This is a genomic window from Helicobacter baculiformis, from assembly GCF_900197685.1.
Classification (GTDB): domain Bacteria; phylum Campylobacterota; class Campylobacteria; order Campylobacterales; family Helicobacteraceae; genus Helicobacter; species Helicobacter baculiformis.
On record NZ_FZMF01000013.1, the window covers coordinates 96,938 to 110,904 of the forward strand.

Annotated in this window: 14 protein-coding genes and 1 tRNA gene; 6 read left to right on the plus strand and 9 right to left on the minus strand. The window is 48.4% G+C overall.

Annotation, left to right across the window (positions count from 1 at the left end):
• Positions 1 to 21 precede the first annotated feature (21 nt).
• Genes C6G87_RS02780 through C6G87_RS02785 form a run of 3 tightly spaced genes read right to left on the minus strand, consistent with a single transcriptional unit; the run spans position 22 to position 2,340 of the window.
• Positions 22 to 1,533 (minus strand): methyl-accepting chemotaxis protein, encoded by a 1,512-nt coding sequence (locus C6G87_RS02780; RefSeq protein WP_158653076.1) that lies wholly within the window; start codon positions 1,531 to 1,533, stop codon positions 22 to 24.
• Positions 1,534 to 1,569: 36 nt separating this feature from the next.
• On the minus strand, positions 1,570 to 1,698 hold the full coding sequence (locus tag C6G87_RS08955; RefSeq protein ID WP_267892685.1) for a hypothetical protein: 129 nt from the start codon (positions 1,696 to 1,698) through the stop codon (positions 1,570 to 1,572).
• Between the two features lie 51 nt (positions 1,699 to 1,749).
• Positions 1,750 to 2,340 (minus strand): phosphatase PAP2 family protein, encoded by a 591-nt coding sequence (locus C6G87_RS02785; RefSeq protein WP_199767611.1) that lies wholly within the window; start codon positions 2,338 to 2,340, stop codon positions 1,750 to 1,752.
• Between the two features lie 30 nt (positions 2,341 to 2,370).
• On the opposite strand from C6G87_RS02785, the gene C6G87_RS02790 reads away from it, so the two are divergent.
• From C6G87_RS02790 to pdxA, 3 genes are read left to right on the plus strand one after another with little or no spacing between them, the layout of a single operon-like run.
• Positions 2,371 to 3,354, plus strand: a complete 984-nt coding sequence (locus tag C6G87_RS02790) for a glycosyltransferase family 4 protein (RefSeq protein ID WP_233708973.1) — start codon at positions 2,371 to 2,373, stop codon at positions 3,352 to 3,354.
• Complete coding sequence (locus tag C6G87_RS02795; protein ID WP_104752015.1) at positions 3,345 to 4,124, plus strand: pyridoxine 5'-phosphate synthase; 780 nt, start codon at positions 3,345 to 3,347, stop codon at positions 4,122 to 4,124. The genes C6G87_RS02790 and C6G87_RS02795 overlap by 10 nt, the downstream gene beginning before the upstream one ends.
• The gene (pdxA, locus tag C6G87_RS02800) at positions 4,114 to 5,034 is read left to right on the plus strand and encodes a 4-hydroxythreonine-4-phosphate dehydrogenase (RefSeq protein WP_104752016.1); all 921 of its coding nucleotides are present in this window, start codon (positions 4,114 to 4,116) and stop codon (positions 5,032 to 5,034) included. Before C6G87_RS02795 ends, pdxA begins: the two co-directional genes overlap by 11 nt.
• Here pdxA and C6G87_RS02805 read toward each other — a convergent pair.
• On the minus strand, positions 5,031 to 5,573 hold the full coding sequence (locus tag C6G87_RS02805) for an acyl-CoA thioesterase (RefSeq protein ID WP_104752017.1): 543 nt from the start codon (positions 5,571 to 5,573) through the stop codon (positions 5,031 to 5,033). The genes pdxA and C6G87_RS02805 overlap by 4 nt on opposite strands.
• A gap of 52 nt (positions 5,574 to 5,625) precedes the next feature.
• Positions 5,626 to 6,111 carry a hypothetical protein gene (locus tag C6G87_RS02810; RefSeq protein WP_104752018.1) on the minus strand — a complete coding sequence of 162 codons (486 nt, stop codon included), beginning with the start codon at positions 6,109 to 6,111 and terminating at the stop codon, positions 5,626 to 5,628.
• 72 nt (positions 6,112 to 6,183) lie between these two features.
• On the opposite strand from C6G87_RS02810, the gene galE reads away from it, so the two are divergent.
• A complete protein-coding gene (gene galE / locus C6G87_RS02815) occupies positions 6,184 to 7,209 on the plus strand; it encodes a UDP-glucose 4-epimerase GalE (RefSeq protein WP_104752019.1) in 1,026 nt (341 codons plus the stop codon).
• Positions 7,202 to 8,014 carry an SDR family NAD(P)-dependent oxidoreductase gene (locus C6G87_RS02820; protein WP_104752020.1) on the plus strand — a complete coding sequence of 271 codons (813 nt, stop codon included), beginning with the start codon at positions 7,202 to 7,204 and terminating at the stop codon, positions 8,012 to 8,014. Before galE ends, C6G87_RS02820 begins: the two co-directional genes overlap by 8 nt.
• A 6-nt stretch (positions 8,015 to 8,020) precedes the next feature.
• On the opposite strand, the gene C6G87_RS02825 is transcribed toward C6G87_RS02820, so the two are convergent.
• The 3 genes from C6G87_RS02825 to C6G87_RS02835 form a co-directional block, all read right to left on the minus strand.
• Positions 8,021 to 8,105: transfer RNA gene (locus tag C6G87_RS02825), tRNA-Leu, on the minus strand.
• Between the two features lie 45 nt (positions 8,106 to 8,150).
• Positions 8,151 to 9,443 (minus strand): Na+/H+ antiporter family protein, encoded by a 1,293-nt coding sequence (locus C6G87_RS02830; protein WP_104752021.1) that lies wholly within the window; start codon positions 9,441 to 9,443, stop codon positions 8,151 to 8,153.
• Positions 9,440 to 10,345 (minus strand): carbon-nitrogen hydrolase, encoded by a 906-nt coding sequence (locus tag C6G87_RS02835; protein WP_104752022.1) that lies wholly within the window; start codon positions 10,343 to 10,345, stop codon positions 9,440 to 9,442. The genes C6G87_RS02830 and C6G87_RS02835 overlap by 4 nt, the downstream gene beginning before the upstream one ends.
• A 401-nt stretch (positions 10,346 to 10,746) precedes the next feature.
• Between C6G87_RS02835 and C6G87_RS02840 the strand changes: the two genes are divergently transcribed.
• Complete coding sequence (locus C6G87_RS02840; protein WP_104752023.1) at positions 10,747 to 12,606, plus strand: motility associated factor glycosyltransferase family protein; 1,860 nt, start codon at positions 10,747 to 10,749, stop codon at positions 12,604 to 12,606.
• Here the strand turns inward: C6G87_RS02840 and C6G87_RS02845 are convergent.
• Positions 12,565 to 13,965 carry a phosphomannomutase/phosphoglucomutase gene (locus tag C6G87_RS02845; RefSeq protein ID WP_104752024.1) on the minus strand — a complete coding sequence of 467 codons (1,401 nt, stop codon included), beginning with the start codon at positions 13,963 to 13,965 and terminating at the stop codon, positions 12,565 to 12,567. The genes C6G87_RS02840 and C6G87_RS02845 overlap by 42 nt on opposite strands.
• Positions 13,966 to 13,967 lie beyond the last annotated feature (2 nt).

Below are 13,967 nucleotides of genomic sequence, written 5' to 3' on the forward strand. Positions count from 1 at the left end.
CTAGCATATTTTTGCCTAAGCTTATATTTTAAATTGTCCGATGTCCAAATCTAAATCTGTTGTAGAGGTGTGCAAAGAGCTAGCTAACTTGAGTATCTCTTGAGCATCTATAGAAGATTGTTGGGTGTTTTTCTCAATATGTGTGAGTTTCTCGATCATGGCACTGATACTTTCGCCGGTTTGGGTGTAATTACGGATAAAACCATGCGTATTTTGCACCATCATTTCCACATCTGCACTCATGCCCTTAAAATTTCTCTGTACTTGTAGACTGTGCCTGCTCAGATCCTTAATCTTCTTAGAATTGGACTCCATTTGGCTGGAGACATCGCCTATTTCTTGCACAATTACCCCGATCGTTGAGTTGATCTCAGTCAAGCTCTTTTGGGTGCGCGCGGCTAAATTGCGCACTTCGTCCGCCACCACCGCAAAGCCCCTGCCATGCTCGCCTGCGCGCGCAGCTTCAATAGCGGCATTAAGAGCGAGTAAATTGGTTTGATCCGCAATATCATCGATGATATGTAAAATCCCTTTAACACTATCAGCGTTTCTACTGAGTCGCTCAATCCGTGTAGAAAGATCTTCTTCTGTCTGCGACACCTCTAAAATATGCTCAAGCATATTGCTTAACGAGGTGTTGGATTTTTCAATAGAATGGCGCGTCTTGCCTAATTTGTCGCCCATATCATGCGCTTCATTTACGAGCGCTTTTGTATTATCTGCAAAGCCTAAAGAGGAAAGATACAATTCTTTAATTGCCTGAACATTGGCTCGTGTCGCGTTGGTAGCATTAGCAATGATTTTTTGCAAGGAATCGGCTAAAGATCGATTCTGCACACTATGATGCTGGATATTCTTCATCACCTCGTGAATATTTTCGACAAAGTGGTTGATATAAGTCCCCGCCTGTCCAATTTCGTCATTGGCATTAGTAACTACAAAGCGACTCGTCAAATCTCTATCTCCATGCGCAAATGCGGCAATCCTCGTAACCAAAGCCCTTAAGCGATTAAAAATCGTAAAATACATCAAAATCGCCGAAATGGCGATAATCCCCACAACGATGCTCACATTCCAAACCACAAGGGTTTTAGAATCGTCTACATCTTGTCTTTGGACATGGTGTTCTAAAGCATTAACATCTTTAACAATATCACTATAATATGAGGTAACCGCAAGCACAATATCCCCAGAGGGGTCATAGTGCGCGTAAGCGACTTTGAGTTCTGGTTTACCCCCTGTGCTCTTAGGGATTTTATAACGCACATAACCACCCCCAGCATCAGCACGTGCGATGAACTCTTTGATATAAGCCACGCCGTCTGCGCTTATCAGATTGTATCCATTTTTACCCGTGTTCTTGGGATTAGCGGGATCTAAAAGCACCTTTCCTGATTTGCTCACCGCCATGATATAGTAAATGCTGGTGTCGCCATTAATCTCTTGGAGCAGCTGCAACGCTGAAGCCACAGCTCCTTGCTTGCTCTGGGTGTTGTAAAACAGCGTTAATGAGCGTTCCAATAAGCCATACATGTATTTGAGCGCGTACTCCTTCTTTTGCACATCATCCTATCTAGTAGTTTGAATAATATGCTGGACAAGCCGATGCCTTTTGTAATCTGCTACAAAGACAAGAATAGTTCCCATAACTACTAAAGATAAAAAGAGATTGCCTGTAATTTTAAGGCTTAAGCGCATGCGACTCCCCTTTCAAAGGTTCGAAATTCACAAGATAGATCGCAAGAATCGCTAAAATCTGTAATGCACGCCCAGCCCATAATGCGCCCCCCTTTTTTCATCTAAGCCAATTTCAGGGTACAATTCCCAATTACGGCGGTATTTGGAGGTGAAGAGATAGGCAAAGCCCCAGCCAATCAAACTCCCCACCACCACCTGTAAAATGGTGTGTTTGCGCGCCACCACGCGGCTCGCATCCGTGAGCACCGCCAAAGCGATCACGGGCAAAGCCGGCTTCCAGCCATAGCGATAAAAGACAAACCCGGCCGCGCTCCACGCCCCCCCCGCATGCCCGCTAGGCATCCCTCTCCAGCTATCACAGCAAGGGCGTTTAGCAAAGGGCACATGTGCGCCCCTATCATGCGCGCTTTGAAAGGCCCCCTTGATTCCATAGATCACCCCCTGAGTAACGATGCTCCCTACCGCTAGCTCCCCCATGCCGCGATAATCGCGCATGCCCAAACTCACCACGCCCACAAAAACAGGCATCAAGCGCAACACATCGCCTATATCTTCTAAAATCTTGACCTCTTGCGCACTGGGCGCGCCCTCCAAGCGCACACAGAGCAACAACGCCAAACCCGCCCGCATGATTTTTCGCATAACCTCCATTATAGCATTTTGTTAGGTATAATGCTCTGCATGTTGGTCTATTTTCTGCTCAGTTTGGCATGTGCGTGGGGGGTGATCTTGTATTCTAAACGCGCCCAACTTTTCCTAGACAACGCCCATAAGCCCCAGGGCTTTCACACCCAAAAAACCCCGCGCGCGGGGGGGTTGGGGGTTTTCTTGGTCTTTGTGTGGGGGGGTTGGGGGAGTGTTTGGATGTTGCTAGGGGCGATCTTGGTCTTTGTGAGCGGCTTTTTAGAGGACATGAACCGCCCTCTTAGCCCTAAAAGGCGTTTGTGTTTGCAAAGTTTGGGCGCGGGGCTGGTTATTCTACTAAGCCCGCTCATCTTGAGCGATTTTAGCCCCCTATTTAGCGTGCCCCTTTGGATCGCTCTGCCCTTGAGTGTCTTTATGTTAGTGGGGGTGATCAACGCGATGAATATCATTGATGGTTTTAACGGGTTGGCTGGAGGCTTGAGTGTGGCGGTGTTGGGGATTTTATACGCCATTGAGCCCAACCCCACGCTTTTAGCCCTCTTGCTAGGGGTGTTGGGCTTTTTAACCCTCAATTTCCCCAAGGGGTATATTTTCTTAGGCGATGGGGGGGCGTATCTCTTGGGCTTTATTTGTGGGGCTAGTTTGATGGATTTGAGCTTAAGAGGGGTGGTGAGCGTGTGGTTTGGGCTGGCATTGATGATCTATCCGGTTACAGAGGTGCTTTTTTCTATTGCTAGGCGCAAACTCCAAAAACAAAAAGCCACTCTGCCCGATGCCCTGCACCTGCACACCTTGCTTTTTAAAGTCCTATCGCGCCAAAACACCCCGCTTAACCCCAACGCTCTAACGGGTTTAGCGGTGGTGCTCTTAAACATCCCCTTTATGCTCATTAGCTTTACCTGCCGCCACCACCCCTATGCGCTCTTAGGTTTGATTGGGGTGTTTGTGTGCGGGTATTTAACCCTCTATCAATGGCTTATCAACCACTCTAAGGAGTCTTCTTGCGCTTAGGTTTAAACATCGATCACATCGCCACACTCAGAGAGGCGCGCAAAATCCACGAACCCGACCCCCTAGAGGCGATTTTCATCGCCAAAAATGTGGGGGTGGATTTGATCACCTTGCACTTACGAGAAGATCGCCGCCATATCCATGAAGACGATGTCTCTAGTATCATCAAGCACGCCCCCATGCCGGTCAACGTGGAGTGTGCGATCGACGCGCAGATCACCCAAATTCTGTGCGCACAACGCCCCTTTAAAGTAACTTTAGTGCCCGAAAAGCGCGCTGAGATCACCACAGAGGGGGGGCTTAACTTAGAACACCCTCAGCTCCCCCAAACCATTCAAACCTATTTAGACCATGGCATAGAAGTCGCGCTCTTTATTGACCCGGGGTTAGAAAACTTGGAGCGCGCGCGCGATCTAGGGGTGGGGGTGGTGGAGTTGCACACGGGGCGTTTTAGCAATCTGTACAACACCCTTTACTCCAACTTCAAACACCATAAAAACCGCCTAGAACTCCCCCAAGATCGCGCCACACTCAAAGCAATGCTAGATACCAGTTTGCAAGAATTAACACAGAGCGCGCTAGCCGGGGCGCAAATGGGGCTAGAAATGTGCGCCGGACATGGTTTGAATTATTTTAGCGTGGGGCTCATCGCGCGCATTCAAAGCTTGCAAGAGCTCAATATCGGGCATGCGATCATGGCTAGAGCGATTCTAGTGGGCTTGGAGCGCGCTTTGAAAGATATACAAGAGGCGATGAAAAATGCGCGCTAAAATTGCCATTTCTATTGGAGATGTCAATGGCATAGGTGTAGAGATCGCGCTCAAAGCCCACGCCAAGATCAATAAAATCTGCCAACCAATCTACTGCGTACATAGAGAGTTGTTAGAGCGGGCGAATGCGCTTTTAGATCACGCCCACACTACCACCCTAGAAAATATGCAATGTGTAGAAATCAACGCGCCCCCCCCCGCCCTAAAGCCCGGGCAAATAGACAGGGCAAGCGGAGCTTATAGCCATGCTAGCTTTTTACACGCCCTAGATTTAGCGGACTCTAAAGAAGTGAGTGGGGTGTGTACTCTGCCCATTCACAAAAAAGCATGGCAATTAGCCGGAGTGTGCGCGCCCGGGCACACCGCGCTTTTAAGAGATCGCTACAAACAAGAGGCGATCATGATGCTAGGCTGCCCTAGCTTGTGGGTCGCGCTTTTTAGCGATCACATCCCCTTAAGCGCGGTGAGCGATCGCGTGCAATTACAAGCTTTGAGAGATTTTTTACACATTCTAGGGCGGGTGTTACCCCAAGCTAGCCAGATTGTGGTTTTAGGGATTGATCCGCATTGTGGAGATGGCGGGGCGATTGGGAGTCAAGATCATATCGTGCAGGAGGCGATCACCCAAGCCAATATGCTTTTAAACACCCCTAAATTTCTAGGACCTATCCCGGCTGATAGCGCGTTTGCGCCCCATTTTAGAGAGAAGTACCGCTATTTTGTCGCGCTTTACCACGATGTGGGGCTAGCCCCGCTCAAAGCCCTCTATTTTGAAGAGAGTATCAATGTGTCTTTAAATTTGCCCATCCAGCGCGCCAGCGTGGATCATGGCTGTGCCTTTGACATTGCTTATCAAAACAAAGCAAGTACCAAAAGCTATGGCAACGCGATTGACTACCTTTTAACCTAGCTGCTTTGCTGGGCTTGGGTTAGGCGTTCTTGTTCTTCTTTGAGGGCAGCCTTTTGGGTGCGCTTGAGCATCTCTTTACGGCGAATGGCGCGCTCATGGCGTTCTTTTTCTTTATCTGTTTGGGGGACAAAGGGGGGCATGGGCATGGTTTTGCCATCTTTCATAGCGACCATAGTAAAATAACAACTATTGGTGTGAATCGCCGTTTTGGCTTTAAAATCCTCACAAATCACCTTGATCCCCACTTCGCAACTTTTCGTGCCCACATAGTTAATGCTGGCATAAAAAGTTACCAAAGTGCCAATGGGGATGGGGTGTTTGAACAACACCCGATCCACGCTCAAAGTTACCGTGCTATACCCACAATAGCGCGTAGAACACACATAAGCCACTTTGTCTAATAGATTGAGCAATTCGCCCCCGTGCATGACATTGTTGAAATTGACCATATTAGGGGTTACTAAAAAAGACATGGTTAGTTGTCTAGGGTCGCCAATGCTCGCGGTGGTGTCTGCACGCAATTTCTCGCTTTCGCTCATAAAAACTCCTTGATGATGATGCCAACTTTAACCAAATTTAGATAACATCTATCTAAAGGGAGAGCACAACTGCCAAGATGAGACAAATCCAAAATAGATAGGACACAAATAAAAAAACGCGGCAACAGATTTGCGTTTGCCGGTAGCGTTTTTGAACATAACAAACCAAGCCATACAGAGAGTAGCTAGAGAACAAAAGCACAACCAGCACGCCCGGGAGAGTGTCATACCTCACCCCATGACTCCAATGCACCATGTTGAGCAGAATCACAAAAACACCCCACCCAAAAAACCAACCCAAAAAATAGAGGACACTTAGATCGCGTTGTTGGTAAAAATCTATCAAAACGCTCACATTGGCAAGCACAATGCTTAAAATAAAAACCGCGATGCTTGGTTCATGGGCTAGCTTTAATAGAAGTTGTTTGCCCCCTCTCTCAAAGGCGTCTGAAACAACCACATAAACCAACGCCGCTAACACAAATGCCCATAAAATGGCGATGAACTTTTTAGTTTTAGAAAATGCGTCAGCTTGCATGCCTAACCCCTTGCTTTGATCTAGCCCACCCCTAAAGCCAAATTTAGATAAGATTATCTAAAAAGGGCTTGCATGCTAGTTTTTACCGGGGGCTGTGGGTATATTGGCGCATCTGTGGCGCGGCTATTTTTGGAGCGCACAAATCAGGACATTCTCATCATTGATAACCTCAGCACGGGCTTTAGTGTCCACGCCAAGACCCTAGAACACCACTACAAAGATCGCATAAAATTTGTACAGCTTGACTTGCATGATGTCCAAGCCCTCGATCTTCTCTTGCAAAGCCAGCGCGCTATTCAAGGGGTGTTGCACTTTGCGGCTAAACTCTTGGTTGAAGAGTCGACTCGCCTCCCTCTAGAATACTACTCTAACAACACCCTTAACACCTTACAATTAGTGAGACTTTGTATAAAACATCAGATCAAACATTTTCTTTTTTCATCAACAGCGGCAGTTTATGGGCAAACCGACACACTCATAGACGAACAAGCCCCCCTCAATCCCATGAACCCTTATGGCGCTTCTAAGATGATGAGCGAGCGCATCTTACTAGACACCGCCCAAGTGGCGCCCTTTTCTTGTGCGATCTTGCGCTATTTCAATGTCGCGGGGGCGACTCGCTTTAATGACTACACTAGCCCCTATGCTTTGGGTCAGAGGGCGCAAAACGCCACCCACCTCATCAAGGTCGCTTGCGAATGCGCCACCTTTAAACGCCCCTCTATGGGGATTTTTGGCACAGACTACCCCACCCCAGATGGCACTTGTGTGCGCGATTACATCCATATAGACGATCTCGCCCTCGCCCACTTAGAGGCGTTCAACACTTTGCAGGCAGAAAACAAAAGCCAAATTTACAATGTGGGCTATGGGCGGGGCTATAGTGTGGCTGAAGTGATTGAGAAGGTCAAAGAGATTTCAGGCGTGGATTTTAAAGTGGAGCTCCAAGCGCGGCGCGCAGGCGACCCCCCTAGCCTCATTGCGGACAATGCCAAGATTTTAAGCCACACGGGTTTTAAACCCCAATTTGACAGCCTAGAGAGGATTATCCAAAGCGCGTATGTTTGGGAGCAATATTTAGGTAAACAACATGGCTAAGGTGGTCATACTCACGGGGGCAAGCAGTGGGATCGGGCTAGAGTGCGCGCATTTGCTCTTAAAAAAGGGTTATAAGGTCTATGCCCTCTCTAGGCAGGTAAGCGCGCTCAAAGAGTTAGAACACCCCCAATGTGTGCGCTTGGATTGTGATCTGTGCGATTTAGCCCAGCTAGAAGCGCGCGCTAAAGAGATTCTAGCCCAAGAAACATGCCTAGATGGGGTGATTCACAACGCCGGGCGCGGACTCTTTGGGAGCTTAGAAGAGCAAGATTTAAAACAGGTACAAGATCTCTTCATGCTCAATCTCTTTAGCATTGGCAGGCTTAATTCTTTGCTTTTAGGCGCGTTGCGCAAGAACCCCAACCCCCCTAAAATCCTCCATGTGAGCTCAGTTGCGGGGCGATCCATTAGCATGTTTTTGGGTTGGTATCACGCCAGCAAATACGCCCTAGAAGCCTATAGCGATGCATTGCGTGTGGAGTTAGCCCCCTTTAAAATACCAGTGGTGCTCATTGAGCCGGGCACTATCCAAACCAAATGGGGGCAGGGGGCGTTTGGGGCGTATGTGAGCCAGCCTAGCCCCTATCAAGAAGAGCTAGACAGAAGCGCGCGCTTTTATGCTAAAACCTACCAAAACGCAGACCCGCCCCTGCTCGTGGCGCGCGCCATTTTAAAAGCTCTAGAGAGTGATCGCCCTAAAACGCGCTATTTGGTGGGCAGATACGCCCATTTATTGGTGTGGGCAAAGCAATGGCTACCCGATAAACTCTATGATCTGATACTGAGAAAGCGGATTTTGGGGTGAGAGGGTTGGTGCGGAAGAGAGGAATCGAACCTCCACGCCTTGCGGCGTCAGATCCTAAGTCTGGTGCGTCTACCAATTTCGCCACTTCCGCATAAAAGCGGGCATTATACCCCCTACAAGTTTAAAGCCCCCTGAATTAGAGCAATAGCGCGCCAATCGTGCCAAAAACGATCAATGGGATATTGTAGACTAAGAAAGTAGGCACACAGGTATCATAAATATGACTATGTTGCTTGTCAGCGTTGAGTCCGGTAGTGGGTCCAATCGTGCTATCTGAAGCAGGCGAGCCTGCATCCCCAAGTGCGGCAGCAATGCCCACTAAAAGAATGGTCGCTGAGGTGCTAAAGCCCAATGCAACACATAAAGGACAATAAAAGGCAGCAATGATAGGGATCGTCCCAAATGATGTCCCAATGCCTATCGTGATAAAAAGCCCGATGGATAACATCAACAACGCTCCCTCTAACTTGGTAGTAACCATCGCACTCGTCGCACTCACAAGATCAGCAATGGCATGGGTTTTTTGGAGCACTTCTCCAAAGCCCGCTGCAACAAGCATGACAAAAGCGACAAATGCCATCATTTTCACGCCCTCATCAATAACATTATCCATATCTCTCCATTTAATGACCCCTCCCGCCAACATTACCATTAACCCTATAAATGCTCCTAGTGGCAAAGAACCCGTCGCAAGTTGCACGGCAAAGGCAAGGATAATACCCGCAAGGGTCAGATAGTCGCGCCACTCTAATCGTGGTGGTTCATCAGTATGAACAACTAAACTATCCTGATAGACACGAGGTTTTTTGTAAAGCACTAACACCGCCACTACCAAGCCTACAAGCATGGCAAATCCAGAGATAGACATCACTCCCACCACTTGGGAGAGAGTTGTAGGGATGCCATTTTTATTCAGATGCTCTACAAGAAGATTTTGAAAAATCAGTCCAAACCCTGCTGGGATTGTCATATAGGGGGCTTGTAAGCCAAAAGTGAGTGCGCAGGCTACTGCGCGTCTGTCCAGTTGCAAACGATTCATCAAATGCAAGAGGGGAGGGATTAAAATAGGGATAAAGGCGATATGCACGGGGATAAGATTTTGAGAAAAGCAGGAAATAAGGGCGATTAAAAAGCATAAAATTGTGGCTCTTTGATCCATCACTCCAACTAACTTGTATAAGACAACTTTAATCAAATTGCCAGTTGAAATCATCACGGCAAGCGCGCCTAGGAGCACATAACTCAAAGCTGTTTCTAAATTACCCTGCATGCCCCCAATCATAATCTGAATAGTTTTAACCACACTCAAGTTCCCCATCACGCCAGCTACTAAGCTAGCCGCAATAATGGCTAACAAGATATTTAAGCGTGCCAAACTCAAGCCCACCATCACCACCACAGACACCACAGCCGCATTACTTAAAATCATTCAACAACCCTTTTAAGTATCTCGCCATAGGCATCAATGCGCCGATCTCTAAAGAAGGGCCACATTAAACGCGTTGCCCTATTCTCTTCTAAATCAATGCATGCATACACAATCTCTTCTTCTTTGCCTCCACATGCCAAACTCTTCCCAAAAGCCCCGTAAATGAAACTTGAGCCAAAAAATTCCAGCCCCTGAGTATGTCCTGAAGGGTCTAGCTCTAAACCAACGCGATTAGACCCTATGACGGGGATCACATTAGCGATACTATGTCCACGTTGCACTCCCCACCATGCCTCTCTTTGTAATATTTTATCTGTATCGCTCTCACTTGAGTCGTTAAACCACCCAATCGCGCTAGGGTAAATCAACACATCTGCTTTTTTAAGTGCCATAATGCGCGCAGCTTCTGGATACCACTGATCCCAACACACTAAAACCCCTAAATTCCCTACACTCGTTTGGATGGGTGCAAAAGTGTCCCCGGGAGTGAAGTAAAATTTTTCATAAAAACGCGGATCGTCTGGAATATGCATTTTGCGTTGCTTGCCCGCAATTTCGCCAGTTTTTTCAAACACCACTGCTGTATTAGAAAATACCCCCTCCATGCGCTTTTCAAATAAAGAGCTCACGAGCACAACCTCATGTGTTTTAGCCAGTTGCGAGAAAAATTCTAAATCCTGAGGGTAATTTTGCGCAAGGGCAAAATAACTAGGGTCTTCATGCTGGCAAAAATAAGCATAAGGATGCAGCTCGGGCAACACCACCAAATCTAGGACGGGGTGCGTTTGCTTGGCTTGTTCGAGCATGTGTACGGTGTGTTGCAAAGTATGCAGACGATCACCTCGATAGCCATGTTGTAAAATTACGGCATGGATTTTCTGTGCTTGTGTGGAATTTTTCATAAAGTAGTCCTTAAGAAACAAGTCTCTCATTATAACTAAATTAGTTATCATATCACTTTGTGTGTTTTATCCATACCGCGCGTAAAACTCCGTCCTTTAGGGACCTAAGATGTAAGCGCACACTAAGAAAAGAAAGGCTACCCTCGCAATAGGTAAACGAAATTAGTGCAAACCCGAGCGGTAAGGTTTGGGTGCACTCATTCTAGCCACTAAAATTAAGCACGATGACGGGTTAGCAACTAGTCTTCACCCATCAGTAGGTCTGTAAGTCTTTTGGGTTAGAAACTAGTTTTGCGGACTACAAATAGCAAAGCCTTTTTCGAGTTCAGAAGCGCTAGTTTCTGTTAGTTGAAAAGCTCCTCTTTTTAGGGGAGGTGGTTCACGAAAGGATAGTATCAACTATGCTCGATCTTAGTCCCCATGCTCTACAAGAACGCTTTGCGCGCAATTTGGCTTTCTTTCAAGATCGCTTCCCTAGGCTTTACGCCCAGCTCCTCCCTGCACCCAAGACCTATAATCTGCTCTGTGGCGCGCAGGGTTTTAATATCGTGGATCTGCACAGCGGTGCGCTCTTCTTCCCCTATGAGAAGGGCAAACACCAGATGTTAGAGATTTCTAGGCAATGGGCGCGCCGTATTTTACAAAACCCCAAGTGGCAGCTCAAGGGTAGCGGGGTGGAGTTTGGCGCGCTGGATTTGCAAAGTCTGCCCCTAACCCAATATGCGTGTGATCAACTCCATAAGCTAGGGGACCCCACACGCCCCCTTAGTCTAGGCAAGCATTTCTACCCCCCTAGCGCGCTCTTTGGGTTAGCAGGGGGCTTGTTTTTGGCGTTCTTGCTAGAAGAGGGGGCGTTTTTCCACGCCCTCTATCTCTATGAAGAAAATCTAGATTTATGGCGTGTGAGTTGCTTTTTTGTGGATTATGCCCAACTCTTTCAAGCAACCCCCCCTAAGAATTGTTGTCTCTTTGTCCAACGCATGCCCGATGCGCTCTTGCAAGCTCTTTTTGCCTCCAAGAGAGTTACCCATAGTTTTTTGCATTTAGAGTTTAAGCCCTATGAAAGTACAAAAAGTACTCTAGCCCAACAACGCTTCAACACCCACAAAAAAAGCGCGCTAAGAGGGTGGGGGAGTTTTGAGGACGAGCTGTTGGGCTTGTCCAACACTTGGATCAATTTGCAAAAATCCCCCCCCGTGCTCCACCCTAAAGCCTGCCAAAAAGTTGGGGTACCCATCTGCGTGGTGGGCAATGGCCCCAGTTTGGACGCTCTGCTAGATTTTATCCACGCCAATCAAGATCGCATGATCCTCTTTAGCTGTGGCACGGCTTTAAAGCCCTTGAAAGCGCGCGGGATTAAGGTGGATTTTCACATTGAAATCGAGCGCATTGATTACCTGCTAGATGTGCTTAAGCAAGCCCCCCTAGATCAAACCCCCTTGATCTATGCCAATATGTGCAACCCTAAGGCGGTGGGTTTAGCCCAAGAGAGTTATTTATTCATGCGCGGGGGGAGTGCGAGCGGGTATCTTTTAGAGGGTTTAGCTTTGGAGTACAGCGCGCCCTTTGTGGGCAATGCGGGGGTGAGTTTGGCATGCTTGTTCTCTAAGAGCTTGATCTTATGCGGGCTGGATTGTGGCTATCTTGAAGGGCGCACCAAGCACGCGCAAGGTTCTTATTATGGGCTAGAGGGTGTGCAAATCCCCAGCGATGCGCTAGAAGTGCGCTCTAATTTTGGCGGGCGCGTCTTTGCCGATGGGCTTTTTATTCTCTCTAGAAACCAAATGGGCGCGCTCTTTAAAAAACACACCCCCCTAGTTTACAATCTCTCCAGCGGGGCGTATATTGAGCACACTAAGCCCATGCACGCGCACGCGCTCTCCCTCCCCCCTGTGGACAAAGCCAAAGCCCTTAAAACCCTCAAGCGCGCCTTTTTAGCCCCCCTAAAAAACCCCCCCCCCGTGCGCCTAGAGGTCGTAAAAAGCCCTCTTGAAGACGCGCTCAACACTCCCATTAAGACCAAAAGGGACCTGTATGCCTTAGTGGATCGCTTGAGCGCTCTGAGCGCGCGCTTGAGCGCGCAACACCCCTTAGAGGGCATTTTATTAGAGGGCACTCTCAGCCATGCCTGCATGCACATGCTCTCTAGCGCGCTCTCCCTCCCCCAAGCCCAAATCCCTAGTTTTTATGCGCGCGCTAAGGGCGTGCTTTTAGAAACCCTAGAGAGGATGGGCGCGCAAGTCCGCCAACAAATGGAGTAGAGCGTCTTTATAGCCCTGCGCACAGGATTCATCTCTGCCTTCAAAACGCGTTACAAGCGTGGGCGTGGTGTTGCTCGCCCGCACCAAGCCAAAGCCATGTTCAAAGACCACCCGCACCCCATCAATGCTAATCACTTCTAAGATATGCGGGAAGTTAGAGGGCAGGTGCTTGTGCTCTAAGGCGTGTTGCAAGCGCGCCACTAGGGCGAATTTCTGCGCGTCTGGGACGCTGATTTTTTCTTCAGGGGTTTTATAGGAGTAGGGCAGGGCGCGTACGCGTTGTTCTAATTGCTCGGGGGTATGGATTAAAAAGAGTTCTAAAAGACGCAACGCCGCATAGATCGCATCGTCATAGCCAAAATAGCGATCGTTAAAAAAGAGATGTCCGCTCATCTCGGCGGCAAAATGCGCCTGTGTTTCTTTGAGCTTGACTTTTAAATTGCTATGCCCGGTTTTATACATCAAGGCTTGCCCGATGGCGTTGATGCTATCATACATCACCTGCGAACATTTGACCTCCCCAATCACAAAGGGTTTAAGCCCGCGCGCGTGCAAATCTTGGGCGAATAAAATTGCCAATTCATCGCCGGCATAGGTGTGTGTGGGGGTTAAAAGCGCGATGCGATCGGCATCGCCATCAAAGGCAAGCCCTATTTTTAAGCCCTTTGCTTGCATGTGCGCTTTTAAATCCTCTAGGTTCTTGGCTTGGCTGGGATCGGGGTGGTGGTTGGGGAAGCGCCCATCCGGATTGGCATAGAGGCTTTCAAATTTGACCCCCAGTCCGCATAGGATTGGCTCTAAGCCCAGCCCCCCCACGCCATTGCCAAAATCTAACCCAAGGGGGTAGGGGAAGTTTTGCAAATGGGCAAAGGCATGGGCTAGGTGGTGTTGGTAAAAGCCAAGGGCATTGAGTTTTTTGGGCACGATATTGCTAGTTTGGTAGGGTAGGGGGTTTTGGGCGATGTGTTGGGCGAGCTTTTGGATCGCCTCTCCATAAAAGGGTTTTTGCTCTAGAGTGATCTTAAAGCCATTGTACTCAGGGGGGTTGTGCGATCCGGTGATCATGATGGAATTGCCCAGCCGCACGCCCTCTATGGGCTCAAAGGTGGCAAAATACGCCACAGGGGTGGGGATCATGCCCAAATCAAAGACTTCTACCCCACTATGGGCTAAACCATGGCACAAATGCATAAAGAGCTCTTGGGCGTGCGTGCGTGCGTCATAGCCCACCCCCACGCGTTTATCTGCTACTAAGTCTCCCAAATGCGCCCCGATATTGAAGACCACTTCAGGGGTGAGCTGGGTGGACACCACCCCCCTAATGTCGTATTCTCTAAAAATATCCTGTGCTAAATCCATGC